The organism is Rhodococcus coprophilus NBRC 100603 (assembly GCF_001895045.1).
Lineage (GTDB): Bacteria > Actinomycetota > Actinomycetes > Mycobacteriales > Mycobacteriaceae > Rhodococcus > Rhodococcus coprophilus.
The window spans coordinates 128453-152725 of sequence record NZ_BDAM01000005.1 but is presented as its reverse complement, the minus strand read 5'-3'; the positions used below and the strand labels follow the sequence as shown (position 1 = coordinate 152725).

Genomic DNA, 24273 nt, shown 5'->3' with positions numbered 1-24273 from the left:
GGTGCAACAGGCGAGCGGTGACAGGCGCCGGTCGATACCGTGGAAACGCAGGTCCTGCCCCGATCCCCCGCGACCTACGCCGACGCCCCACAGAGGACCACCATGAAAACGTTGGTCGGATACGCCACCGCGAAAGGATCCACCCGCGGGATCGCCGAACGGATCGCTGCCTCGCTCACCACAAGCGGGGTCGAGGTCGATCTACTGGTGTTGAGCGAGGTGGACTCGGTACAGGAGTACGACACCCTCGTGCTCGGCAGCGCCGTTCACAACGGCCAGTGGCTCCCCGGAGCCGTCGACGCGATCACCCGGCTCGGGACCACCCCGAGCGGCCGGGCGACCTGGGCATACTCGGTGTGTTCGGTAGGCGCAACCAGTTCGATCCTCTCGCCGCGGGTGGCGCGATATCTGCGCCGCGCGATGCCCGAACCGGATGCGATACAGAAGTTGCGGACGCTCGCCGAGGTTCGTGATCACCGCTTCTTCGCCGGCTCGATCGCCCCCGGCGACTGGCCCGGATTCGGACGGGTCGTCTTTCGCCTGATGGGAGGCAGATACGGCGATGCCAGGGATTGGCGCGACATCGACGCCTGGGCCGAAGGCATCGGTCGCGACATCACCCAGAGTCGCCGCTGACGTCGGCGCGCCCGGTCCTTTCACCTCCGTCAGCCCTGCAACAGGTGGCTGCCGACCCGAATCAATCCGTCGAGTTCGACGACGCCCGAACCGTCGCAGGAGGACACTTCGAGCAGAGCCCTGTTCCGAATTGCACAACCGCCCATGGCAATGCGACGGTGCGGCGCCGCAGGGATGAGACCACATGAGCGAGACAGCGAGCGGCGAAACCGATCACGCTGCGCCCGTCGATCCACTCGAAGCACTCGACCGATTGCTACGCGATCTGAGATCGGCCCGAACCGGTCTGTCCACTCGCGACGCACAACGGCGCCTCGGCCTGTCCGGCCCCAACGAACTGGTTCGCCGCTCCAGCGAAGGATGGTGGCGTGCCCTGAGCCGGCAACTCCTTCATCCGCTCGCACTGCTGCTGTGGGTCGCTGCCGCGCTTGCGGCACTGTCGGGTTCGGTGCCGCTGGCAATCGCGATCGTCGTGGTCATCGGACTCAACGCCGCGTTCGCGTTCGTACAGGAACGCCACGCCGAACAGGCCGTCGAAGCACTTGCCGCCTACCTTCCCCAACGTGCCCGGGTAATCCGCGACGAGAACGAAACAGAAGTCGACGCGCGGGAACTCGTGCCCGGCGACGTCATCGTCGTCTCCGAGGGTGATCGCGTTTCCGCCGACGCTCGTCTGCTCGACGGGTCCGCACAGATCGACGCCTCCGCACTGACCGGGGAATCGACTCCGGTACCGGTGAGCACCGACAGCGGAGACAGTCACGTGCCGTTGATCCTTGCGCGCGATCTCGTATTCAGCGGCACCACCTGCGTCACCGGGGAAGTCACCGCGGTGGTGTACGCCACCGGAATGAGCACCGAACTCGGCCGGATCGCGGCGTTGTCCCAACGAGGTGGGCATGAGGAGAGCCCGCTCGAGAAGCAGGTGAGGAGGGTCGCCCGCCTCATCGCCATCGTGGCAGTGGGGCTGGGTCTCGCGTTCATACCCCTCGGCACCCTGCTGGCCGGATTGTCGCTTGCCGATTCGCTGAACTTCGCGATCGGGCTCATCGTCGCCAACGTTCCCGAGGGCCTGCTCCCGACCATCACTCTCGCGCTCGCTGTAGGCGTCCGGCTCCTCGCCCGGCAGGGCGCCCTCGTCAAACGGATCTCTGCGGTCGAGACGCTCGGCTCGACGAGCGTCATCTGCACCGACAAGACCGGGACACTCACGCGCAACCGGATGACCGTCACCCAGGCATGGACACACGAGGGCGTGCTGGACTTCCAGGATCTCTCGATGCCTCCCGCGGCAACCTCGGCGCCGGGACAACTGATGACGGCGGCGGTGTGGTGCAGTAACGCCGAACTCGCGCAACCTCCCGGCGCGAAACCCCCCGACGGTACGAAACCGGAAGACGGTACGAAACCGGAGGACACCGGGATCGGCGATCCGACCGAACTCGCTCTGCTACGGGCGGCGGCGAAACTCGGTATCGACCCCCACCGCAGCAAGAAGGACAGACTCGCCCAGTTCCACTTCGCTCCCGACCTTCGGCGGATGTCGACGGTCGACCGCGTCGGCAACACAGTCGTCGTACACACCAAAGGCGCACCCGAAGAGGTCTTTCCCCGCTGCACACACATCGCCGACGGGACCACACCCAGACCGTTGACGGACGAGGATCGCGCCACCATCGAAGCCGTCGTCGACGACTGGGCGGCTCGGGGTCGACGGCTGCTGGCGTTGGCCGAACGCCCCCTGGCACCCTCCGAGGCAACGGAGAACCTCACCCGTGGGCAGGCAGAACAGGGCTCGACGTTGCTCGGCATCATCGCGATGATCGATCCGCCCCGCCCCGAGGTCCCCGACGCCGTGGACCGATGCCATTCAGCCGGGATCCGGCTGATCGTCGTCACCGGAGATCATGCGCTCACCGCCCGAGGAATCGCCGAAAGCGTGCACATCGGAAAAAACGGCCTGCGCGTGATCGGTGGAGACAAAGCAGACGCGATGTCAGACCGCGAACTCGACGCTGCGCTCGCCGGTGACGACGAGATCGTGTTCGCCCGCAGCTCACCGGAGACGAAGCTACGCATCGCCGACGCGCTCGAGCAATCGGGTCGGATCGTCGCGATGACCGGCGACGGCGCCAACGACGCACCGGCCCTGCGCCAAGCCGATATCGGCGTGGCAATGGGTCGATCGGGCACGGACGTCGCACGCGAGGCGGCGGTGATGGTCCTCGTCGACGACAACTTCGCCACGATCGTCGGCGCCATCGAAGCGGGCCGACGGGTCTACGACAACGTCCGCAAGTTCATCGTCTACATCTTCGCGCATGCGACCCCCGAGGTCGTGCCCTTCCTTGCCTACGCACTCACCAGCGGCGGGATTCCCCTACCGCTGACCATCATGCAGATCCTCGCCATCGATCTCGGCACCGAAACCGTCCCGGCGCTGGCGCTCGGACGTGAGAAGGCCGAACCGGACCTGATGCGACGCCGGCCCCGGCCGCGTTCGCAGTCGGTGATCGAGGGAGTCATGCTGGCTCGTGCCTGGGGCGTGCTCGGTGGTGTCTCAGCCGTCCTGGTGATGGGGCTGTTCCTGCTCACCCTCGTGGATGGTGGCTGGACCTTCGGCGCCGACGTCGGTAGCGGAGAGTTGCACGACACCTGGCGGCAGGCCACGACCATGACATTTCTCGGAATCGTCGCCTGCCAGATCGGTACCGCCATGGCCGCTCGCGCCAGTCGCACCTCCCTTGCACGGATCGGATTCACGACGAATCGAATGCTGTTGTGGGGAATCGCCTTCGAGATCCTTTTCGCCGCAGTGGTCGTGACCATCCCACCGTTTCAGGCCGTCTTCGGCACCGAGGTTCCGGATCTTTGGTTGCTGACTTTGCTCATCCCGCTGCCGTTCATCGTGTGGGGTTGCGACGAGATCTTCCGCTGGTGGTTACGGACCCACGACTGAAGGACCGTTCGCCGACGTACCGGATGGACCACCCTCCGGCCGATCCGGTGGTACCCGGAGGGACGAGTCCACCGCGACGCGGGAGCCTCCGTTTCCCAGAGGATCGGCGGGCGCGATATCGACTTGAACGACAGATCCCGGCTCGCTCCCGTTCCGGACCCATCCCAGTTCTCCGAGGACCTGCAGCATCGTGGTGTTCACCGACAACACGTACGCCGACAGACGCCGAATTCCGCGTGCTCGTGCAATATCGACCAGGCGTTGCAGCAAGGCGGTTCCGATGCCGTGATGCTGCATGGGGTGGCTCACGGCGACCGCGCATTCCGCCGATGCGACGTCGTCATCGAGGACGGTGTAGTTCGCTACTGCGACCACCGCGGCATCGTCGAACGCCCCCAAGCTCACATGTCTGTCGTCCTGGCGGCACAGCATTTCCGCAAGCTCGTCCACGCGCCGTGGGGCCACAGTGAAGAATCTCAGGTACGTGTCGCGCTGGGTGAGATGCTCGTGCAAGGCCCGGACCGAGTCCTCGTCCTGCGGACCCAGCGGGCGGATCACCAGGTCGGGGCTGACCGCGCGCTGTTCTGCGGACACCGGCTCATACGTCCTTCCACGGAATCGGGACACCGCATGGGCCGCCGCGTCATTCTTCGTTCCGGCGGGCCCTGCCGAGCACGATTCGCTGTTCCGCTTGTGCGACCGTTCGTCTGGTGCGTGCTGCGGCATCGGGAGTGACGGAAACCGACGTGATGCCGCGGCGCACAAGGTGCTCGGCGAGGGCGGGGCTCGTCGACACGGCCTGACCACAGAGCGACGTCGTCAGTCCGGCTGCGGATGCACGGTCGATGATGTGGTCGATCGCGTCGAGTACTGCCGGGTCCAAGGTGTCGAACAGGTCCTTGCAGACCTCGGAATCCCGGTCCACCCCCAACATCAACTGGGTCAGGTCGTTGCTGCCGATCGACACACCGTCGATACCGAGTGCGGCGTATTCGGGCAACCAGTAGACGACGGACGGCACCTCGGCCATGATCCAGCGCCACATCCGACGATCTGCGCCGAGCGGATGTGCGTCGAGCTGTGCAAGGCACTCCTTCAATTCCCACCGTGTACGCACGAAGGGAATCATCAAGTGCACGTTCGGATACGCGCTCCGCACGCGGTGTATCACGTCGAGGTCCAGGGAGAACAACTCCGGATCACGGACGTACCGGAAACAACCCCGATAGCCGATCATCGGATTCGCCTCGTCGGGTTCGATCTCACCACCTTCCAGGTCGGCGAATTCGTTACTGCGCAGGTCGATCGCCCGGTAGACCACCGGCCGGGGCGCGAATGCCGCGGCGATCCGCGAGACACCGGCCGCCATCTTCTCGACATACTCGTCGCGGCGGCCCTCCGCGATCATGTGCGCCGGATGCTCCCCTGCCAGCGCCTCGGTGATCATGAATTCCGCCCGCAGCAGGCCGACACCGTCGACGTCGGTCGCGGCGACGGCCTCGGCTGCGTCCGGCGTGGCAAGGTTGACGTACACCGAGGTCGCGGTGACCGTCGGAGCGCTACCCACGGCCGCCGTACCGGCCTCGTCTGCCCTTGCCCGACTGCCGGCGGTGGTCACTGCCCCCTCGAACACCACGCCCGCGTCGCCGTCGACCGTGATCACCTGTCCGTCCCTCAGCGTGGTCGTTGCCGAGCGCGCACCGACGACCACCGGCTTCCCGAGTTCGCGACCGACGATCGCGGCGTGACAGGTGATTCCACCGCCGTCGGTGACGATCCCGCCGGCTCTCCGCAGAATGGGCAGCCAGTCCGGCCGGGTCATCGGTGCCACGATGATCTCACCGTCGGTGAGTCTCTTCCCGTCCGCGAGGTCGCGCAGTACACGCACCCGCCCGGTCGCCGAACCGGGGCCCGCGCCCAGTCCGATCAGCAAAGGTGCCGTGTCCCCGTCACCGGACGGACCCGCTGTCGATCCATTCGGTCTCCCCGTGCCCTGCCCGTTCAGCGTTGTGATCGGCCTCGCCTGCACGATCCACAGGTCGCCTTCGGCGAAGGCGAACTCGAGATCCTGTGGGCTGCCGTAGTGCTGTTCCACGCCGACGGCCAGTCGTGCAACCCTGTCGATCTGGTCGTCGTCGAGGACCTGGACACCGCGGGCCGGATCGACCGCCACACGGCTGTCGCCCTGCTCGGTCGAGGCGATTTCGAACTCCTGATGCCCGAGGTGCACGTCGAGCACCTGCAAGCCGTCCTTGGCGACGACGTAGGTATCCGGCTCGACCTGCCCGCCGACGACGACTTCCCCGAGCCCGAGCGCTGCCTCGATCACGATGCGGTCCAACTCGCCCGTGCGTGGATCGGCGGTGAACGCCACACCGGACGACTCCGACCTGACCATCACCTGCACGACGACCGCGATGGACGGTTCCTCCGAGATCCCTCGGATCCCCCGATAGGTGCGGGCACGCTCGGACCACAACGACGCCCAGCAGGCCTGCACCGCACGAACCACCGCCTCGGCACCGACGATGTTGGTGTAGGACTCGTGAATTCCCGCGAACGAGGTGTCCGCCGCGTCTTCCGCCGGCGCCGACGACCGAACTGCCACCGCAACACGCGCCCCGAGAGCCTCGTACGCCGCGACGATGTCCGCCCGCATCTCGTCCGGAACAGACGCGTTCGTCACCGATTCGGCAAGTTCGGCCGAGGTGCGGATGAGTGTTGCTTCGTCGATATCGGGAGCCGGCACCGCCTCGGCAGCCAGTCGGGCACGAAGCCCCGCCGCCTGCATCGCGTCGATGTACGCGTCCGCGGTGACAGCGAACGCGGGTGGAACCGGAAAACCCGCCCGCGTGAGCTCACCGAGATTGGCGGACTTGCCACCCACCATCGGTGCGTCCTCGGCACCCACCGTCTCGATGGGACGTATCCACAAATGATGCTCGGCCATTAATGACTCCCCGGATCGTGGCGTTCCCTAGCGAAGACCGCCTTGTGTCGCGCTCGGCGGAATGTGTCTCACGGTAGGTGGCGCGGACGCTTTTCGGGCGAAATCGGACGTTCGGAGCACTTCGAACCTGCCCCGTGGGCCGCCCACACACGATCGGGCAGCACCGGGAAACCTCACGACGCTTTCGTCTTGAGGTAATCGTGCGTCGCATCGAACCGCGACAACATGTATTCACCGGCGGTGACGGGCGGATAGATCGGTTCCGTCCCGGGTTCCACGCACGTCGGGATCGCCTCGATAACCGCATGAAAATCCGGAGCGACGAAGTACGGAAGCGAATAGCGGTGCTGCCCCACCGGATTCAGCACACGGTGCCGTGTGGACACGTAACGGTGGTTGGTCCAGCGGGCGATCATGTCGCCGAGGTTGACGATGAGCGCATCCGGTGGGGTGACGACATCGATCCAACCTCCGCCGCGCGCCGCGACCTGGAGCCCTCCGACGTCGTCCTGTGCGAGCAGCGTCAGGGAGCCGTAGTCGGTGTGCGCACCTGCACCCGGCGCGACTTCTCCCGGGCCGGCCGGTGCGTAGTGCAGCATCCGCAGCGAGGCGATCGGATCGGTGAACATCGGCTCGAATGCCCCGGGCGCCAAACCGAGCGCCAGTGCGATACCGCGCATCAGATGTGTGTTGATCTCGAGGCAGGCGTGGGCGTACTCGTCGGCCACACTCTTGAATGCCGGCATGAGTGCGGACGGCCACTGTGCCGGCCCGTGCAGTGGCGTCCCGGCGATGACCTCCGGATGATCGGTGCCCCGGTCGTAGGTGATGTCGAGCGCTTCCTTGGCGTCGGCGCCGAGCGCGTCGTCGAGGGTTTCGGCCTTGGACGGCACATATCCGCTGTGGCACGACGACTTCGCGATCGAAATCGCCATCTTCTCCTCGAACGGCAGCGCGAAGAATCGGCGCGCCTGTTCCATGGTCTCGGTACGAAGTTCGGGGTCGAGTCCGTGGCCGGTGACGACGAAGAAGCCGAGGTCGGTGCAGGCGGCGTCGAGCGCGTCGGCGACACCGCGGGGATCGCTCCCGTCGCGCAACGGCCGCAGGTCGATGACGGGGAGGGTGTCCATGTGGTTCTCCTGAAGGCAGGTTGCGAGATGATCGCTATCAGTTAATTCCCGCGATGCTGCCGTTTCGTCTCACGCCGGTGAGGACCGTGTTACGGGGCGCGCTCCCGGCATCGCCACACACAGCACCACCCGCACGTCTTCCACTCCCCGGTGTTCCCAACGCATCTCGGTGCCGGCAACAGCGAACAGGCAGTCGCCCACGTCGAGAAGGACCGGAGCACGGCCACGCACCTGCACCTCGAGACAGCCGCTCACCACTACGAGGACGAGGTCGTCCGCGCGGCGAAACCAGCCTTCGACGTCGTCGCCGGGCCGTATGACGTACTGGTACACCTCGGCTATCGCTCCGTTTCCCTGCGCCACCCACACGTTCGGTGTACTGGGAGCACTGGTCACCGACCGGGCACTTCGCCGATCCGCCCGCACCACCAGCACCTCCCCGTCCGACGGCGCGTCGAGGAAATACGACGGTGAGCAATCCAGCGCGTCGGCGATCTTGTACAGGGACGCAAGCGACGGCACGTTGAGACCGCGCTCGACCTGGCTCAGGAACGCCTGGCTGATCCCGGCGCGCGCCGCCAGCGTACGAGCACTGAGTCCTGCCTGTCTGCGAGCGACACGAACAGCTCGTCCGACCCGGGCAACCCGATCGTGTTCTTCCGGTGTCACATCTCCCCCTCCACGTCGCATGTTTCGTACAAACGAAACCGTTTTCCGAACCCTGAAACACAAACGTCACGGATCGGACATGGTCTCTCAACCCGGACCCTGGATCGTCTCGCCTTAACAAATAGCGAATTACTCGGAAGGTCACACCGAATGGTGACACCAGCTTCTACATCCCGCATCACCATCGCACCGGCGACCGAACTCCCCGGCGCCGACGACGGCGTCGTGATGCAGGGCATCGCGCGGTCGTTCGGAGACAACATCGTCCTCCGAGACGTCTCGCTCCACATTCGGCCCGGCGAGGTATACGCACTCCTCGGCGAGAACGGTGCCGGAAAGTCCACGCTGATGCGGATTCTCACCGGACTGCTACCTCCGGATGCGGGCACCGTCACCGTCGACGATCGGTCGCTCGACGCCGGGGGCCGCGACCGCATCGCGATGGTGCACCAGCATTTCATGCTCGTACCGTCGATGACGGTCGCCGAGAACTTCCTGCTCGGGCGCTCGCGGGGAGTCGTCGGCCGGGGACGGCTGCGCCGCACGTGCGACGAAATCTCCACGCTGGCAGCCGAAACCGGCCTGGCCTGCAACCCCGCGGCACGCGTCGACACGCTGTCGGTGGGCGAGCAACAGCGCGTCGAGATCCTTCGTGCCCTCCACCTCGGAGCCCGCTATCTGCTCCTCGACGAACCGACCGCGAATCTCGCTCCAGCGGAGGTGCATTCACTGCTCGCGCAGATTCGGGATCTGGCGGTCGAGCGGGGTGTCGGAATCGTGCTCATCACGCATCACCTCGAAGAAGTACTCGAAGCGGCCGACCGGGTCGGCGTCCTCCGCGGAGGAAGGCTCGTGGCCGAGAAGCCGGTCGCCGAGGTCACCACCGCCGAACTCGCCCGCGACATGGTGGGCCGCGACGTCGGACTCGGCATCCGGCGGGCCGCTTCCGAACCGTCCGGAGGACGCATGCTCGAACTCGTCGGGGTCTCGGTACCCGGAAAGCTGGACGAGGTGACCCTGCGGGTGGGGGCCGGCCAACTGGTCGCGGTGGCCGGCGTCGAGGGCAACGGACAGTCCGCGCTCGAGGACGTGCTCTCCGGTCTTGCCGCCGATCCGTCCGGTGCGGTGCGCATCGCCGACAAGGAGGTCGACATCTCCAGTCCGCGCTCGCTCCGCGACGCCGGGGTCGGCATCGTTCCGTCCGACCGCTATACCCGCGGCCTGGTGAAATCACTCGGCATCGACACGAATCTCGCAGTCGACAGCTACACCACCCCTCCCCTCGCCCGCCGCGGGGGACGATTGTCCCGCAACGCCATCCGAGACCGAGCCGAACGCATCATCGCGGCGCTCTCGGTGAAGGCCTCGAGCCCACGTACGCTCGCGGGCACGCTGTCCGGCGGTCACGCCCAGCGTGTGGTGCTCGGCCGGGTTCTCGACGGTGCTCCGGACGTACTGGTCGTCGCCCAGCCCACCCGAGGTCTCGACGTCGGGGCCACCGAGTTCGTGTGGGACACCCTCGTCGAACACCGGGCACGGGGTGCCGCGATCCTGCTGATCTCCTCGGACCTCGACGAGATCTGCAGTCTCGCAGACCGCGTCGTCGTCCTGTATCGCGGCCGCATCGTCGCGGAATTCGACAAGGGCCCGTTCGACCGGGAGGCTCTCGGTTCCGCGATGGGCGGATTCCAGGAAGTGGCGGCATGAGCACTGACGTGCTGAGTCCGCCGACGGCGGCACCGACACCGGACCCGGCGACGAGCTCGCGCCTGCGCGGCCTCCTGACCACCGTCGGGATCCCGTTCCTCGCCGTGGTCGTGGGTCTCGCTGTCGGCGCGGTACTGATCGTCCTCGCCGGTGGCAACCCCGGACAGGCCTACGCGACGATGCTGAACGCCGCACTCGGCGGCGACACCCAGCTCGGACGTCTGCTCACCGGCATGACACCGCTGGTGCTCATGGGCCTGGGCTACGCGATCGCCTACCGCACAGGCTTCATCACGATCGGCGCACAGGGTCATTACGACGTGGGAGCCATCACCGCTGCGGCCGTGGTCCTGAGCATTCCGCTCGGTACCTCCTGGGTGGCGATTCCCGTCGTGGCCGTCACCGCCGCCGCTGCCGGCGCCTGCATCGGCGGTATCGCCGGCGTCCTGAAATCGCGACTGGGCGTGAACGAGATCATCTCCTCGCTCATGCTCAACTACCTCGTCTTCTACGCCCTGGCCTGGGCCGTCCGCAAACCTCTCGCCAACCCCAACGGCTTCACTCCCGAATCCGAACGCATCCCCGACTGGGCGGCCCTGGCTACCATTCCGGGCACACGCATCCACATCGGCGTGTTCGTGGCTGTCGCAGCGGTCCCGCTGGTCTGGTGGCTGATGCGCTCCACCCGGTTCGGGTTCTCGTCCCAGATCGTCGGTGAGAGCCCCAGTGTGGCTGCGGCAAACGGTATCTCGGTCGCCCGCACCATCGTCACCTCGGCACTCGTCAGCGGCGCGCTCGGTGGCATCGCCGGAGCGATCATGTTGCTCGGCAGCGAGTTCCGCCTGTCGCTCGCCGTCTCCTCGGGCATCGGTTTCACCGCGATCGTGGTAGCCCTGCTCGGACGGCGGAATCCGTTCGGCATCGTCCTTGCGGCGGCCCTCGTCTCGGGTCTGACGCTCGGTAGCCAGGCCGTTCAGCGCACCCAGGAGATCCCGGCCTCGATCGGCACCGTCGTGCAGGCCGTGATGATCCTGACGGTGTTGCTCGCCAATCGAATCGTGGAGCGTGCCCGATGAACTGGTCCGACGTCCTGGGCGCCGGAGCGCTCGTCCCCCTGCTCACAGCGGCGCTGCGCCTCGCGGTGCCCATCATCCTCGCGGCTGCGGGAGCCTGCCTGGCCGAACGTTCCGGCCTCATGAACCTGGGTATCGAAGGCCAGATGATGGTCGGCGCCATCACGGCGTTCGTCACCGTCTACTACACCGGAAACCCCCTGTTCGGAGCTGTCACCGGCGCCCTCGCCGGCCTCCTGACCGCTGCGGTCGTCGGATATCTGACGATCACCATGGCAGTCGACCAGATCATCACGGGTATCTCGGTGGTCATCCTCGGGACCGGGCTCGCGTCGTTCCTCTACCTCCAGGTCTTCGGGATCACGGGCACACCCCCGCGCATCCAGGGCAGCACACCCGTCGACTTGCCCGTGCTCTCGGACATTCCGGCGATCGGCCAGATCGTCTTCTCACAGTCGCCCCTGGTCTACGCCGCACTGCTGCTGGTGGTGGCACTGTGGTGGGTGCTCTCGCGCACCGCGTTCGGACTCTCCGTGCGCGCGGCGGGGGAAAGCCCCGATGCTGCCGATTCGGTCGGCGTGTCGGTTCCCCGCACCCGCTGGATCACCCTGCTGATCTCCGGCGCGACAGCGGGTATGGCCGGCGCCCTCGTGATCGACGGCCTCGGCTTCTTCCAGGACGGCATCACCGGTGGCCGGGGCTGGATCGCCCTCGGTGTGGTGATCCTGGCGAGGTGGAACCCCCTCGGCGCCATCGCCGGCGGTTTCATGTTCGGCCTCGTCGACGCATTCCAGTTGCGGGTGCAGGCGGCGTCGGGCGGTCAGGCCACCTCGGTGCCGTACGAACTGTTCCAGGCGATGCCTTACGCGGTCACTCTCGTCGCCGTCGTCGTGACCACCGTGGGTTTCGCCCGCAACAACGCCCCCAAGTCGCTCGGCGTTCCCTTCGTCCCAGCCAGATAACTCCCCCTCCCCCGAGTCAAGGGCTCGTACCGACGAGCCTTCCTTCCCTTAGGAGAAACACGTGAAGAAACTGGGTACCGCTGTTGCGGTGATCGCCGCGGCCGGAGTCGCCGTCTCCGGATGTTCGAGTTCGGAATCCGAAGCGTCGTCGTCCGACGGCGTCGTCAAGGCCGCCATCATCACCTCCGGCCCGGTCAACGACCTCGGGTGGAACCAGGGCATGGTGGAAGGTGCCGAGAAGCTCGAAGCCGAGGGACTCATCGATCTCACCGTGGTGCAGCAGGATTCGGGTGCCACCTCCGAACAGATCGCGCAGATCGTGACCGACCTCGCCGAGGACGGCCACAACCTCATCGTCGGACACTCGTTCAACTACGGCGAGCCGATCAAAGGCGTCATTGCGGACTATCCGGACGTGATGTTCGCCTACGCCGGGGGGTTCGGTGACATCACCGCCAACCTCGCCGACTACAGCCAGCCCTTCTACGAGGCGTCCTTCCTGTCCGGCATCCTCGCCGGCGATCTGACCGAGTCCGGAATTCTCGCCGGCACCGCCGGTTTCGAGATCCCGGTGTGCAAGGCGCAGATCGAATCGTTCGCCGACGGCGCGCGGCTGAGCTACAAGGGACCGGGCGAGATCCAGCTCCGGCCGTCCTACATCGGCGGGTGGTCCGATGCTGCGGCCCAGACCCTCGAGGCCGTGAACGCGCTCGTCGACCAGGGTGCCGATCAGTTCACCACATGCGGCGTCGACGCGGCCACGATCGAGGGCGCCAAGCAGCGGGGTGTGGGAGTCGCCGGTTACGCGATGGACCAGACGCCGCTCGCCCCCGAGAACGTCGTGTCCTCGATCGTGTGGAACCTCGACGAGGTGCTCCGCGCCATGGTGGCCGACGTCGAGGCGGGCAACGTCGACCCCGCCAAGTACTACGACGTGGACTTCGCGGAGGGCGGTGTCGATGTCGCGGTGAACCCCGCGTTCGCCGACAAGGTCTCCCCCGAGACGATGGCTCTCTTCGAGGAATACCGCGAGAAGATCAAGTCCGGTGAGTTCGAGGTCGAATACAAGGGCGGAGCGTAACCCGATGACGGTGACCCTCGAGGCAGTGCGGGCGCTGCCCAAGATCGAACTGCACCGCCACCTCGAGGGCACCGTCCGCCCCGGCACGGTGCATGCACTCGCCGCGGCCAACGACACGCCACTGCCCGTGGACGACGTGCGCACGCTCTACACGTACCGCGACCTGCGGCACTTCCTCGACGTGTACGACACGGTGTGCAGCACGATCGTCTCCCCTGCGGACTTCCACCGGGTCGCGTACGAATCGGTGCTCGACGCAGCCGCAACGGGAATCGTCTACACGGAGATGTTCTTCACCCCGCATGTCCATCTCTCCCGGGGTGTGCCCGCCGCGCACCTGTGGGACGGGATCACCGCGGGGCTGCGAGACGGAATTGCGGAGACCGGCATCGGTGTCCGAATGATCATGGACTGCACCAAGTTTCTCGGTCCCCATCTCGCTCTGCTGGAACTCGATCTCCTGACGTCACTGCCCGATCCCGACGGTTTCCTCGTCGGGATCGGGGGTGACGGCATCGAAGCCGGCGTCGACGACGCCGCACTGGCTCCTGTGTTCGCGGAGGCCGCACGGCGCGGCCTCCGCCGGACGTACCACGCCGGAGAGTTCGGCGTACAGAGTGTCGCCGACGCGATCCGCGTGCTCGGCTGCGAACGCATCGACCACGGACCGCTCGTCGTCGAGGATCCCTCGCTGGCCGCCGAAGCGGCGGACCGCGGCATCGTGTTCACCCTGTGCCCCAGCTCGGACGTCCTGATTTCCCAGGTCTATCCGTCGGTTCGCGACCATTCCCTGCCGCGCATGCTCGAGGCCGGGCTGCACGTCACCGTCAACAGCGACGACCCGGCGATGCTCGGACGCGATATCAGCGACGAGTACGTCACGGTCGTCGAAGAAGGTCTGGTGACGCCGGAACAGTTGCGCGACATCGCGATCGGCTCCGTCGACGCCTGCTGGCTACCGGACGACGACAAGGCTGCGCTCCGCGCACGACTCGCTGCGGCCTGGGGCGGCGCCTTCTAGCGACCGGCGTCGGTGCGTGGCCGTGCGCCGTTCAGGAACAACTCCGTGATCCGTCGTGCTTCGGCAGATTCTCCCGAATCCACCGCACGCGCGAGATGAAGGAAGGCGTTCATCAGGAACTCGGGTTTTCCGGTGAGTTCGTTCCTGTCGACGGCCTCGGCGAACAGAGCGACCACCGGTTCGAGGACTCTGCGTACGTAGAGCCCGGAAATCTCGTCGCGCGTCGCGTCACCCACCTGGTCGAGGGCATCGTAGATGCGTTGCTCGAATGTGATCGTGGACCGGTGGTACTCGGAAGAGGCGACCGCGAGCGCGGTCAGACGATCGTCGAGCGGTCCGTCGATTCCGATCGCCTCCAGGATGCGCAGGTGGAGACCTTCGATGAAGTCCTGGGCCACTGCCCGGTAGAGATCTTCCTTCCCACCGGGAAAGTGGTGGTAGATCGACGGTTTGCGGATTCCGACATCGCCCGCCACACCCACGAGGGAGATACCGGCGTAACCGGTGGCGGCAAGTTGGTCGGCGAACGCCTTCATGATCTGCGTTCGTGTATCGGTTCCGGCGATCATCGGGTCCTCCGAGCATGGTTCGACGACAGGACACAGGCAAGTGCACCTGCCACGAGAAGCGTAACGAGCACGACGGCGGCGATGGGCGCCACCTCGAGCGTGACCCCGCTTTCGAGATCGCGCGCGGTCTCGACGAGATAGGTGATCGGGTTGATCGTGGCGAGTGCACGCATCCACCAGGAAAGCTGTTCGACCGGAGCGAAGAACCCCGTGAAGAACGACAGGCCGAACACGACGAGGGTGACCAGGTTGATGCTCGACGCCGAGGCACCGCGCACGGCGAGCGCCACGGCGAACAGCGCTACCGCGAGGCCGAGAACGATCATGAGACCGAGCATGGCGACCATTCCGGACAGCGTCCCCGGGCGGTAACCGACCAGCATGGCGCCTGCGACGGTCACGACCTGCTGGAATGCGACGACGACGAGGGTGGCGACGAGTGTCCCGGCGATAAACGGCGCGGACGTCCCGTGAGCCATGCGGAGCCGGTCGAGATATCCGCTCGATACGTCCTGATGGATTAGGGTCCCTGCCGCTCCTGCACCGGTCGCGACTCCGGTGACGAGGATCAGTGGCAGGAGAAATGCGATGAAGCTTCCCCCGGGCAGATAGCTCTCTCCGACGGTCCTCAGCTGACCGGTGTACACGAGCAGAAAGAACAGTGATTGGGCAAGCGGGCTGATGAGCAGCGCCGGGGAACGCAGAAGCGTGCGGAGCGAGCGAATCGTTGCTGCCGCGACAACCGTGATCGGGATGGCGGCGGGTGTGCGAACGGGAAGTGCTGCAGTGGAGATCATTCGTGTCCTTCGAGCGGAGAAGCCGACGTGTCAGCGAGATGCGAGTGCAACGAACACGTCGTCGAGAGAGGGTTCCGACAGCCTGATTTCACGCACCGCTCCTGCCATGGCACCGATGTCCTCCAGGGCGGTCTCGAGCACGTTCGAGTCCTGCGGTAGGGCGAGCCGAACGAGGTCTTCTGCTCGCGCTTCCGCCTGAAAGGCCGTACGGGACTTCGTGATCAGGTGTTGTGCGGAAGCCGGATCCGCCATTGCGAGGGTGAGCGTGCGCTCACCGACCCGCCCTTTGAGCGTGTCGGGCGCATCGTGCGCGACGACCCGGCCGTCTCGTAGAACCACGATGTCCGTCGCCAGGACTTCCGCTTCGTGCAGGTCCTGGGTGGAAACCAGCAGAGTCCGGTCCGGGTCGGTATCGTTCAGTCGCGTCAACTCGTTCCAGAAATCCAGACGGGCGAGGGGGTCCAGTCCTGTCGTCGGTTCGTCGAGGACGATGACGGGCGGTTCGCCTACCAGTGCGACCGCCAGATCGACCTTGCGCCGGGTGCCGCCCGACAACTGCGCGATCCGTTTGCGGCAGTGATCTCCGAGCCCGAACAGTTCGACGAGTTCGCGGGCGCGCACGCGCGCCGCTCGCCGGCCCATTCCGAGCGCGGAGGCCTGGAACTCGAAGATCTCCGTCGGGGTGGCAAGCGGATCGAGCGCGTTCGACTGGGGCGTGAGTCCGATCGAACGTCGTGCATCCCGCAGGTGTTCGCGGGAATCGTGGCCCTCGATGCGAACAGTTCCCGAGGTCGGGGTGCGGATGGTCGCGATGATCTCCAGCAGGGTGGATTTTCCTGCGCCGTTGGGACCGAGGACGATCGTGCGACTTCCGCGGGCGACATCGACCGATACGTCGTCGAGGACGACTCGGTCACCGTAGGACTTGGTCAGGGCGTGAATTTCGATCGCGGATGAAGTGGGCACGACGCCAGCCTACCTTCCGGAAGGTAGGGAGCAAACCTGCGGCTCGCCGGCACCCGGCGCCGGTATCGCCGCCCTACCGCAACCCCACGCCCACGGCTGGGGCACGCCGCACTGTCGAGCACCACTCGACGAGCGCCTCCGCAAGTTCGGCGCTTGCCGACAACTGAGGAGCATGGTCGGCGTCCAGGCTCACGACCGTCGCTCCCGGAACGAGCCGCTGCATCTCCCTCTGCGCGACGAGCGGGACCGAACGGTCACGTATCGCCTCGATGTACAGCCTCGGCAGCGATCCGAATCGATCCGCCGTCCAGGTGGGCGCCATGAGCCGCGCAGTCTCGAGTTGCGGACGCAGTCTGCGCGCCGCCTCGATCGCGTCGACGGCATCGGCCTCGTGGAAGAAGACCGCCGCAGCGGCTTCGGGTGGCACCACGGTTCCGCGACCGTCGGCAGTGGCCTGCAACCACTTCGAGATCCCCACCGGCGGTTCGAGTCCCAGACCGTCACACAATTGCCCGAAATCGACGCCGGAAGGCAGCATCATTCCCGCCACGTACGCGACTCCGCCGACGCGGTCGGGCATCATCTCCGCGACCTGCGTCGCCACGATGCCGCCGCCGGAGTGCCCGACGACGACCACGGTGCCCTCGAGTCCGTCGACATACTCGGCGACGTGCCCGGCAACGTCGTCGAGCGTGACGTCGCCGTCACTCCATCGGCCCACGCCGGGCAGCGACAGCGCGTGCGGTGTATGCCCTGCCGCGAGCAGTGGTCCCGTCACCGTGTCCCAGACCCAGCTGCCCGCCCATGCCCCGTGGACGAGGACGACATGGCTCACGACCGGGTCTCTCCCGCCGCGGCGAGCACCCGCGCGGCTTCCCGTTCAGCCGCGGTGTTCTTCTTGCCGTGCCGGGAGCCGGCGAGCTTCGCCTTGATGTGATCGCGTACGAGGACCGGCTCGTACGGATTCGGCCCCGCGTATTCCGGCAGGGTGGACACGACCGCGTCGACGTTGCCGTCGTGGAAGTACGCCACCGACCGACGACGTCGGATGCGTCCGTCGACGACGGGCGGCTTGACCCGATGCAGCGTGGACATCCAGTGGTCGTCGGTGATGCGGGCGGTGAGATCGCCGAGATTGACGAGCAGCGCTCCCGGCAGCGGGGACACGTCGTGCCAGATCCCGTCCCGGCCGAGCACCTGCAGACCTTCCACCCGATCCGCCCACAGCACGGTGAGGATTCCGAAGTCGGTGTGCTCACCCATGCCGGTGAGATCACCGTCGAGGTCCACGGTGCCTTCGGGAAGGGCGTAGTTGTTCATCCGCAACACGTCGATCGAATGGTCGGTGAGGCCGGCGAAGAACTCCGACGGTTGCCCGAGCGCGTCGGCGAAGATGCGCGTGAGCGTGCGGGCGACGCGGCCGGCCTCGGCGTAGTACGCCTGCACGCGATCCTCGAATCCCGGCACGTCGGGCCAGAGGTTGAGCCCGTAGTCGTCTTCGGACAGGTCCAGATCCGGGAACGAACGCGCTTCGGTTCCGACGTTGTATGCCTCGAAGAAGTCGTTCATGCGGGTCGCCGACTCGACACCGAGGCTCAGGCTGAGCGACTCGCTCTTCGGCGGGCTGTAACCGCGATTCGCTCCCACGACGCGATATTCGCGCTTGACCTCCATCGGCAGACCGAAGAAGTCGTCGACGGCCGCGGTGAGTCCGTCGATCACCGTATCCGGGATTCCGTGGCCGAGGATCTGGATGAAGCCGACCCGTGAGCACGCGTCGTCGATCGCACGAGCCACCTTGGCACGGTCGTCGGCGCCGCCACCTTGCACGTAGGGGGTGATGTCGACGGTGGGGACTTCGAACGACTCAGACGGTTGCGGGCTCACGTACAACTCCTACGGGGGAAGGAAGCTCGGCCGAGGTATCGGGGGCCGCCGCGCCGGGCCGGGACGAGGCGCGCGCCACTTTCCCGAGCCGAGTGTGGTTGAAGAGCAGGTTCAGCGAGAATGCGGTGATGGCGGCCAACGTGATTCCGCTGCCGAGGAGGATCTGCGCCGACGACGGGAACCTGGCGAACAGTCCTTCGGAAAGTTCGGGCAGCAGACCCACACCGACTGCGACGGCCGCGATGGTGGAGTTGATCCGGTCCGACAGGTCCACCGACCGCAACGTGTTGATGCCGACCAGCGCGACCGTCGCGAACAGGATCATGCCCACACCGCCGACCACGGGCTTCGGCAGTCCGGCGACCACGGAACTCACCTTCGGCAGAGCGCCGAGCACCACCAGGATCGCACCCGATGTCGCGGTGACGTAACGGCTGTACACCCGGGTGGTGGCGACGGCCCCGACATTCTGGGTGAAGACAGTGTCGACGAACGCGTTGAAGATGCCACCCAGCACGGCCGATGCACCATCGCCGGCGAGACCGCGGGCGATGTCACCCTTCGACACCCGTTTTCCGGTGATCTCGCTGACCGCGAGCATGCTCGCGGTGGACTCGGCGAAGACGACCGCCATGACGATGCTCATGGCGACGACGGCGGTGATCGGGAACTCCGGAGCCCCGAAGTGGAACGGAGACGGCAGACCCACCCAGGACGAACCGGCGACACCGCTGAGGTCGATCATGCCCAGCGGGGCAGCGGCAACAGTACCGACGACGAGTGCGATCAGCACACCGAGTTGCGCCCAGATGCCCCGGCCGAGGCAGAGGAATCCGATGGCAACGGCGATGACGAGGACAGCGAGCAGGATGCCGGCGGGTGAGCCGTAGGTCGGCGAGGAGGGGTCGCTGCCGACGATCAGACCGCCGGCGACACCGATCAGCGAGATACCGACGACGGTGAGCACCGCACCGGTGACGAGAGGGGGGAAGAACCGGATGATCGTGGCGAACGGCCACGCCAGCGCGAGGCCGATGATGCCACCGACGAGCATGGAACCGTAGACCGCTTGGAGTCCGTACTCCTTCGCGATCAGGATCATCGGGGTCAGTCCCGCGAAGGTGGCGCCGCACACGATCGGCAGCCGCACACCGGCGAGTTTCCCGACACCCAAGCTCTGCACGATGGTGATCAGGCCTGCGATGAGCAGGTCGGCGCTGATGAGCATCGCGATGGTGTCTTGGTCGAGGCCGACCGCAGCGCCGAACACGAGTGGGACGGTGATACATCCGGTGTACATGATGAGGACGTGCTGGAGTCCGAACGCGAATTGCCGGAAGACCGGCAGTCTCGTGTCGACGGGGTGCGGTGAGACCATGTGTTCGCTCCCAAGTTCGTACGCGGGGCTGTATACGCTGCCGGATACATCGTGGGGTGCGAAGTTTTCGGGCTCGAGTCCCCATGTTTCGCGCAGGTAAGCACAATCTCACCGTCGGAAACGGCTTCCCCGCCGCGACGTCACGCGCGTGTTCGTCGTCAGCTGAACCGGCGCGCACCACGGTTCGGGGCGGCACAATGACGCCATGGACCCGAAGCAGGATTCCGTCGTCGATCTGGCCGCCGCTCGCGCCGCGCGTGTCTACCGGCAACCGGAGCCGCGCGCCGCGGAGCCGCAGCCGCGACTGCTCCGGCAGATCTACGGCGAAATCCTGCGCGACGAGCGCCGCGACCAGGACCGCAGCCTCGACGATGTCGCCCGCGCCGTCGGGATGTCGAAGCAATACCTGTCGGAGGTGGAGCGGGGACGCAAGGAAGCGTCGTCGGAGATGATGCGGTCGGTGTGCGACGCACTGGACCTGCCGATGGAGCAACTGCTCAGCAGAGGGATCCGCCGGATTACCGCGCACCGCACGCTCCGGGTGTCCCGGAGCGGCGGCGTCGAACTGTGTGCGGCGTGAGTCAATAACCGTTCCGGTTGAGAAGGACGTGGTCGGCCAGCCCGTACGCGACGGCGTCCTGGGGCGAGAAGATGCGGTCGCGGTCGGTGTCTCGACGTAGCTGTTCCACGTCACGGCCCGTGTGAGCGGAGAGGATTTCCTCGGTTTGCGCCCGCACGCGCATCACCTCCGCGGCTTGCAGCGCGAGGTCGGAGATGGTGCCCTGGCCTTGCGCCGACGGCTGGTGCAGCAACACTCGCGAGTGGGCCAGCACGTGCCGTCGTCCCGGCGCTCCGGCCGCCAGAAGCACAGCAGACGCCGACGCAGCCTGGCCCATGCAGTACGTGGCAACACCCGCCCGAACGAACTGCATGGTGTCGTAGATCGCGAGCATTGCGGTCGACGATCCGCCCGGCGAATTGATGTACAGGCCGATTTCGAGGTCGGGCGTCTCGGCTTCGAGGTGCAGCATCTGCGCCATCACGACGTTCGCGACACCGTCGTCGATCTCGGTTCCCAGGAAGATGATTCGCTCGTCGAGGAGCCGGCTGAAGACGTCGAACGACCGTTCCCCCGCGGGGGTACGTTCGATGACGTTGGGAATCGTGTAGGTGCTCATGACAATCCGATCGGTCGGCCCGCACCGAACGGTGCGAGTTCGGAGAACGACCCGGCGACCTCGTCGATGATCCCGTAGTCGCGCGCCTCGTCCGGGGTGAACCATCGGTCGCGGTCGCTGTCGCGCGCGATCTCTTCCATCGACCGGCCGGTGGCCTCGGCGAGAATCTCTTGCGACTGGCGCTTCATGTACTCGAGGTTCTCTGCCTGGATAGCGATATCGACGGCAGTGCCCGCAAATCCTGCCGACGGCTGGTGCATCATGATGCGGCTGTGTGCCAACGCGATCCGCTTGCCCTTGGCTCCCGACGCCAGCAGAATCTGTCCCATGCTCGCGGCGAATCCCACAGCGACGGTGACCACGTCGTTGGGCACCAGCACCATCGTGTCGTAGATCGCGAGTCCGGCGAGCACGGACCCTCCGGGTGAGTTGATGTGCAGAACGATGTCACGGCGGTCGTCGGCGGACGCGAGAAGCACCAGTTCCGAACAGACACGCTCGGCGGTCTCGTCGTTCACCTCGCCGGTGATCTGCAGGATTCGTTGCCGAAAGAGCCTGTCGGCCAGTTGATCGCGATAGGCCATCTGGGATGCCGAATATGTGGTCATGGCTCCAGCCTCACCGGGAGGAGCAACGGTGCATCCGCCTGTCCGCTCACGGCAGACGGACCGGGTATGCGCCGCCCAGCGGCTTCATTCGAGGACGGTTCCGGCCTTCTCGGGAAGCGTGACCGCCGCGCATGCCGCGACCACGAACGACGCCGCGAACACACCGAACACCAAGGCATTGCCCCCGGAGTCGAGGAGGAACGGCACGAGCAGCGGTGCGACGATCGACGCGAGCCGCCCGAAGGACGCCGCAGCACCGGTGCCCGATCCGCGGAGCGCAGTCGGGTACATCTCGGGACCGATCGCATACAGCGCACCCCACGCGCCCAGATTGAAGAACGACAGCGCCATCCCGGCGGCAACGATCGTCCCGGGTGTCTCCGCGAGACCGAAGAGTCCCGCCGCCACCGCCGAGCCGGCGAGAAAGACCGAGAGGGTCGCGCGCCGCCCCCACACTTCGATCAGCCACGCGGCCACGGCGTACCCGGGCAATTGGGCAAGCGTGATGATCAATGTGTAGCCGAACGACGTCACCAGGTCGAAGCCCTGTACGACGAGCAGGCTCGGCAGCCAGATGAACGCACCGTAGTACGACAGGTTGATCCCGAACCAGACGATCCACAGTGCGGCGGTCCGGGCGCGCAGTGCCGGCGCCCAGATCGAGACCCGCGGGCCGGGTTCCTGCGCAGCGGCGGGAGCGGCAGGCTCGTCGCCGTCCGGCACTTCTGCCTCCGGTGCCTCCGCAACCTGCGGGTGCGGGCCGGGTCCACGACGGGCGGCCGACAACTCGTATTCGCGGACGACCGCCTCGGCCTCGGCGTAGCGGCCTTTGCTCTCGAGGAAGCGCACCGATTCCGGCATCCCGAATCGGACCACGAGTGCATAGGCAGCCGGCACGAGACCGACGGCGAGTGCCCAGCGCCATCCGTCGTCGGTCAGCGGCACCACGAAATAGCCGATGAGCGCCGCAAGAATCCAGCCGACGGCCCAGAACGCTTCGAGCGCCACCACCACCCGGCCGCGGATCTTGCGAGGAGCGAACTCGCTGACGAGTGTGGACGCGACGGGTAACTCGGCGCCGAGCCCCAGCCCCACCACGAACCGCAGGGCGATGAGCATCGCCACCGAGGTCGACAGGGCAGCGGCCCCGGTGGCGAGCCCGTACACGAGCAGGGTCGTCGCGAAGACCTGACGCCGACCGATCCGGTCGGCGAGCAGTCCCCCCACCGACGCACCGATGGCCATCCCGGCGAAGCCGATCGATCCGATCCACGACAACTGCGTGGACGAAAGGTCCCACTGCACCGCGAGCGCGGCCATGACGAAGGAGATCAGTCCCACGTCCATCGCATCGAGTGCCCAGCCCGCGCCGGACCCCGCGAGGAGACGGCCGTGCTTACCGGTGAACGGCAATTCGTCGAGGCGCTGCGTACGAGTGGGCATAACCGCGAAAAGTACAGGGAACCCGGCCCGTCAGGCACCATCGGCACGCGTCGAGGACTTCACCCCCCGGGCGGCGGCCTCGAGCGTCTCCACGTCGAGCTTCCGCATCGTCATCATCGAGTCGACGACTCGCTGTGCGGCAGTGGGGTCGGACGAGGCGAACAGTTCGTCCAGTTGCTGTGGGACCACCTGCCAGGACAATCCGTACTTGTCCCGGAGCCAACCGCACTGGGATTCCTCCCCACCGTCTGCGGTCAGCGCGTTCCAGTAGTAATCCACTTCCACCTGGGAAGTGCAGTCGATCCGGAACGACACCGCTTCGGTGAAGGGGAACTGCGGGCCACCGTTGAGCCCGTAGAAAACCTGACCGTCGAGGAAGAACTCCACCGACATCACCGTTCCCTCCGGAACCGGTGCCCCCGCCTGGTAGTACGTGATCTCCCCGATTCGAGAGTTGGGGAACACGTTCGTATAGAACCTCACGGCGTCCTCGGCGTTCATGTCGAACCACAACCACGGTGTGATCTTCGGCATGGCCTCTCCTTTCGGCACGGCCCCCTCCTCCGCGGTATCCGGACGATCCGCTGGTGGCCCTCATGTATTCGGACTCGCGAGCCTCACCGAAGTCATCACAGTTTCCCGAGTTTCTCTTCGTGATCATCCGGAGGTGGATTCATGCACCCGGCTGGGTATGACTCCGGGGTGCAGACGTATATGAATACCCCCCGAACAGCCGGCTTCGCGTTGTACATACGGCGGAGACCGCGTATGTATACGGCCGAATTGCGGCTACCCGTCATCCCGATGGGTGTGCTGTGCTGACCGACAGCGACGGCTCAGCGTCGTTCACATCGGGGGGAATCTTCTTCCGGGGTGTGCGCGCCGACGCCGCTTTCATCTCGGATCTCCGTCGTGCCGTACGGGTGTGGCTCGAACAACTCGACGTCGACGACGACCGGAAACACGACGTGGTGCTCGCGAGTTACGAGGCCCTGGCCAACGCCGTGGAACACGCCTACGACATCGACGACGACTCCGCCTCCCTCGATTTCGAGGCCACGTATCTACCGCAGGATCAGATTCTCGAAGTCCGGGTCGCCGACCACGGCTGCTGGCACGACGCCGATTCCACCCCGACTTCACGCGGCCACGGACTTGCCCTGATTCGTGGGCTCGCGACCGACGTGGTCGTCGACCCCACCCCGCAGGGAACCCACGTCACCATCCACTGGTCGCTGTAGAACCGAACGTCGCACGCG

General features: G+C 66.3%; 23 protein-coding genes and 1 pseudogene. 10 read left to right on the top strand and 14 right to left on the bottom strand.

What is annotated here, in order from left to right:
• Positions 1 to 102: 102 nt before the first annotated feature.
• Together RDCOP1_RS09455 and RDCOP1_RS09450 are read left to right on the top strand one after the other, a co-directional pair.
• Entirely contained in the window at positions 103 to 636 is a 534-nt protein-coding gene (locus RDCOP1_RS09455; RefSeq protein WP_072700377.1) for a flavodoxin domain-containing protein, read from the top strand.
• Between the two features lie 184 nt (positions 637 to 820).
• Entirely contained in the window at positions 821 to 3595 is a 2775-nt protein-coding gene (locus RDCOP1_RS09450; RefSeq protein ID WP_072699868.1) for a cation-translocating P-type ATPase, read from the top strand.
• On the opposite strand, the gene RDCOP1_RS09445 is transcribed toward RDCOP1_RS09450, so the two are convergent.
• The 4 genes from RDCOP1_RS09445 to RDCOP1_RS09430 all read right to left on the bottom strand — a co-directional run bounded on the left by RDCOP1_RS09445 (position 3578) and on the right by RDCOP1_RS09430 (position 8344).
• Complete coding sequence (locus RDCOP1_RS09445; RefSeq protein ID WP_231922981.1) at positions 3578 to 4189, bottom strand: GNAT family N-acetyltransferase; 612 nt, start codon at positions 4187 to 4189, stop codon at positions 3578 to 3580. The genes RDCOP1_RS09450 and RDCOP1_RS09445 overlap by 18 nt on opposite strands.
• A gap of 49 nt (positions 4190 to 4238) precedes the next feature.
• Positions 4239 to 6545, bottom strand: coding sequence for a phosphoenolpyruvate synthase (ppsA, locus tag RDCOP1_RS09440; RefSeq protein ID WP_072699867.1), 2307 nt, complete (start codon positions 6543 to 6545; stop codon positions 4239 to 4241).
• 173 nt (positions 6546 to 6718) lie between these two features.
• Positions 6719 to 7675: an isopenicillin N synthase family dioxygenase gene (locus RDCOP1_RS09435; RefSeq protein ID WP_072699866.1), complete on the bottom strand. Its 957-nt coding sequence runs from the start codon at positions 7673 to 7675 to the stop codon at positions 6719 to 6721.
• Positions 7676 to 7744: 69 nt separating this feature from the next.
• Complete coding sequence (locus RDCOP1_RS09430; protein WP_072699865.1) at positions 7745 to 8344, bottom strand: helix-turn-helix domain-containing protein; 600 nt, start codon at positions 8342 to 8344, stop codon at positions 7745 to 7747.
• A 279-nt stretch (positions 8345 to 8623) separates the two neighbouring features.
• Between RDCOP1_RS09430 and RDCOP1_RS22050 the strand changes: the two are divergent.
• The 6 genes and pseudogenes from RDCOP1_RS22050 to add form a co-directional block, all read left to right on the top strand.
• Positions 8624 to 9034, top strand: a pseudogene (locus RDCOP1_RS22050) (ATP-binding cassette domain-containing protein); the annotation flags it as partial.
• A 213-nt stretch (positions 9035 to 9247) separates the two neighbouring features.
• Positions 9248 to 10051 (top strand): ATP-binding cassette domain-containing protein, encoded by an 804-nt coding sequence (locus tag RDCOP1_RS22045; RefSeq protein WP_443096382.1) that lies wholly within the window; start codon positions 9248 to 9250, stop codon positions 10049 to 10051.
• Positions 10048 to 11127, top strand: coding sequence for an ABC transporter permease (locus RDCOP1_RS09420; protein ID WP_072699863.1), 1080 nt, complete (start codon positions 10048 to 10050; stop codon positions 11125 to 11127). The genes RDCOP1_RS22045 and RDCOP1_RS09420 overlap by 4 nt, the downstream gene beginning before the upstream one ends.
• Positions 11124 to 12086, top strand: a complete 963-nt coding sequence (locus tag RDCOP1_RS09415) for an ABC transporter permease (RefSeq protein WP_072699862.1) — start codon at positions 11124 to 11126, stop codon at positions 12084 to 12086. Before RDCOP1_RS09420 ends, RDCOP1_RS09415 begins: the two co-directional genes overlap by 4 nt.
• A gap of 61 nt (positions 12087 to 12147) precedes the next feature.
• Entirely contained in the window at positions 12148 to 13167 is a 1020-nt protein-coding gene (locus RDCOP1_RS09410; protein WP_231922982.1) for a BMP family protein, read from the top strand.
• Positions 13168 to 13171: 4 nt separating this feature from the next.
• A complete protein-coding gene (gene add, locus RDCOP1_RS09405) occupies positions 13172 to 14188 on the top strand; it encodes an adenosine deaminase (protein WP_072699861.1) in 1017 nt (338 codons plus the stop codon).
• On the opposite strand, the gene RDCOP1_RS09400 is transcribed toward add, so the two are convergent.
• The 6 genes from RDCOP1_RS09400 to RDCOP1_RS09375 all read right to left on the bottom strand — a co-directional run bounded on the left by RDCOP1_RS09400 (position 14185) and on the right by RDCOP1_RS09375 (position 19785).
• The gene (locus RDCOP1_RS09400) at positions 14185 to 14757 is read right to left on the bottom strand and encodes a TetR/AcrR family transcriptional regulator (RefSeq protein ID WP_072699860.1); all 573 of its coding nucleotides are present in this window, start codon (positions 14755 to 14757) and stop codon (positions 14185 to 14187) included. The two genes, add and RDCOP1_RS09400, sit on opposite strands and share 4 nt — an antisense overlap.
• Positions 14754 to 15554 carry an ABC transporter permease gene (locus RDCOP1_RS09395; RefSeq protein WP_072699859.1) on the bottom strand — a complete coding sequence of 267 codons (801 nt, stop codon included), beginning with the start codon at positions 15552 to 15554 and terminating at the stop codon, positions 14754 to 14756. The genes RDCOP1_RS09400 and RDCOP1_RS09395 overlap by 4 nt, the downstream gene beginning before the upstream one ends.
• A gap of 30 nt (positions 15555 to 15584) precedes the next feature.
• On the bottom strand, positions 15585 to 16520 hold the full coding sequence (locus RDCOP1_RS09390; RefSeq protein WP_072699858.1) for an ABC transporter ATP-binding protein: 936 nt from the start codon (positions 16518 to 16520) through the stop codon (positions 15585 to 15587).
• A 73-nt stretch (positions 16521 to 16593) separates the two neighbouring features.
• Entirely contained in the window at positions 16594 to 17355 is a 762-nt protein-coding gene (locus tag RDCOP1_RS09385) for an alpha/beta fold hydrolase (protein WP_072699857.1), read from the bottom strand.
• Complete coding sequence (locus tag RDCOP1_RS09380) at positions 17352 to 18413, bottom strand: isopenicillin N synthase family dioxygenase (protein ID WP_371836815.1); 1062 nt, start codon at positions 18411 to 18413, stop codon at positions 17352 to 17354. Before RDCOP1_RS09380 ends, RDCOP1_RS09385 begins: the two co-directional genes overlap by 4 nt.
• A complete protein-coding gene (locus RDCOP1_RS09375) occupies positions 18388 to 19785 on the bottom strand; it encodes a uracil-xanthine permease family protein (RefSeq protein ID WP_072699855.1) in 1398 nt (465 codons plus the stop codon). The genes RDCOP1_RS09380 and RDCOP1_RS09375 overlap by 26 nt, the downstream gene beginning before the upstream one ends.
• Before the next feature lie 205 nt (positions 19786 to 19990).
• On the opposite strand from RDCOP1_RS09375, the gene RDCOP1_RS09370 reads away from it, so the two are divergent.
• Positions 19991 to 20365: a helix-turn-helix domain-containing protein gene (locus RDCOP1_RS09370; protein ID WP_072699854.1), complete on the top strand. Its 375-nt coding sequence runs from the start codon at positions 19991 to 19993 to the stop codon at positions 20363 to 20365.
• 1 nt (position 20366) lies between these two features.
• On the opposite strand, the gene RDCOP1_RS09365 is transcribed toward RDCOP1_RS09370, so the two are convergent.
• The 4 genes from RDCOP1_RS09365 to RDCOP1_RS09350 all read right to left on the bottom strand — a co-directional run bounded on the left by RDCOP1_RS09365 (position 20367) and on the right by RDCOP1_RS09350 (position 23548).
• Positions 20367 to 20963, bottom strand: coding sequence for a ClpP family protease (locus tag RDCOP1_RS09365; protein WP_072699853.1), 597 nt, complete (start codon positions 20961 to 20963; stop codon positions 20367 to 20369).
• On the bottom strand, positions 20960 to 21571 hold the full coding sequence (locus RDCOP1_RS09360) for a ClpP family protease (RefSeq protein ID WP_072699852.1): 612 nt from the start codon (positions 21569 to 21571) through the stop codon (positions 20960 to 20962). The genes RDCOP1_RS09365 and RDCOP1_RS09360 overlap by 4 nt, the downstream gene beginning before the upstream one ends.
• An 84-nt stretch (positions 21572 to 21655) precedes the next feature.
• Positions 21656 to 23014, bottom strand: a complete 1359-nt coding sequence (locus RDCOP1_RS09355) for an MFS transporter (RefSeq protein ID WP_072699851.1) — start codon at positions 23012 to 23014, stop codon at positions 21656 to 21658.
• 30 nt (positions 23015 to 23044) lie between these two features.
• Positions 23045 to 23548 (bottom strand): VOC family protein, encoded by a 504-nt coding sequence (locus RDCOP1_RS09350; RefSeq protein ID WP_072699850.1) that lies wholly within the window; start codon positions 23546 to 23548, stop codon positions 23045 to 23047.
• Positions 23549 to 23829: 281 nt separating this feature from the next.
• On the opposite strand from RDCOP1_RS09350, the gene RDCOP1_RS09345 reads away from it, so the two are divergent.
• On the top strand, positions 23830 to 24255 hold the full coding sequence (locus RDCOP1_RS09345) for an ATP-binding protein (protein ID WP_111731587.1): 426 nt from the start codon (positions 23830 to 23832) through the stop codon (positions 24253 to 24255).
• Positions 24256 to 24273: the final 18 nt, after the last annotated feature.

Excerpts from the sequence above, each read along its gene's own strand:
- RDCOP1_RS09455 (WP_072700377.1), top strand. The coding sequence starts at position 103 with ATGAAAACGTTGGTCGGATACGCCACCGCGAAAGGATCCACCCGCGGG.
- RDCOP1_RS09415 (WP_072699862.1), top strand. The coding sequence starts at position 11,124 with ATGAACTGGTCCGACGTCCTGGGCGCCGGAGCGCTCGTCCCCCTGCTC.
- RDCOP1_RS09420 (WP_072699863.1), top strand. The coding sequence starts at position 10,048 with ATGAGCACTGACGTGCTGAGTCCGCCGACGGCGGCACCGACACCGGAC.
- RDCOP1_RS09360 (WP_072699852.1), bottom strand. The coding sequence starts at position 21,571 with ATGACCACATATTCGGCATCCCAGATGGCCTATCGCGATCAACTGGCC.
- RDCOP1_RS09435 (WP_072699866.1), bottom strand. The coding sequence starts at position 7,675 with ATGGACACCCTCCCCGTCATCGACCTGCGGCCGTTGCGCGACGGGAGC.
- RDCOP1_RS09450 (WP_072699868.1), top strand. The coding sequence starts at position 821 with ATGAGCGAGACAGCGAGCGGCGAAACCGATCACGCTGCGCCCGTCGAT.
- RDCOP1_RS09355 (WP_072699851.1), bottom strand. The coding sequence starts at position 23,014 with ATGCCCACTCGTACGCAGCGCCTCGACGAATTGCCGTTCACCGGTAAG.
- ppsA (WP_072699867.1), bottom strand. The coding sequence starts at position 6,545 with ATGGCCGAGCATCATTTGTGGATACGTCCCATCGAGACGGTGGGTGCC.
- RDCOP1_RS09370 (WP_072699854.1), top strand. The coding sequence starts at position 19,991 with ATGGACCCGAAGCAGGATTCCGTCGTCGATCTGGCCGCCGCTCGCGCC.
- RDCOP1_RS09365 (WP_072699853.1), bottom strand. The coding sequence starts at position 20,963 with ATGAGCACCTACACGATTCCCAACGTCATCGAACGTACCCCCGCGGGG.
- RDCOP1_RS22045 (WP_443096382.1), top strand. The coding sequence starts at position 9,248 with ATGGTGGGCCGCGACGTCGGACTCGGCATCCGGCGGGCCGCTTCCGAA.
- RDCOP1_RS09350 (WP_072699850.1), bottom strand. The coding sequence starts at position 23,548 with ATGCCGAAGATCACACCGTGGTTGTGGTTCGACATGAACGCCGAGGAC.
- RDCOP1_RS09400 (WP_072699860.1), bottom strand. The coding sequence starts at position 14,757 with ATGATCGCCGGAACCGATACACGAACGCAGATCATGAAGGCGTTCGCC.
- add (WP_072699861.1), top strand. The coding sequence starts at position 13,172 with ATGACGGTGACCCTCGAGGCAGTGCGGGCGCTGCCCAAGATCGAACTG.
- RDCOP1_RS09375 (WP_072699855.1), bottom strand. The coding sequence starts at position 19,785 with ATGGTCTCACCGCACCCCGTCGACACGAGACTGCCGGTCTTCCGGCAA.
- RDCOP1_RS09395 (WP_072699859.1), bottom strand. The coding sequence starts at position 15,554 with ATGATCTCCACTGCAGCACTTCCCGTTCGCACACCCGCCGCCATCCCG.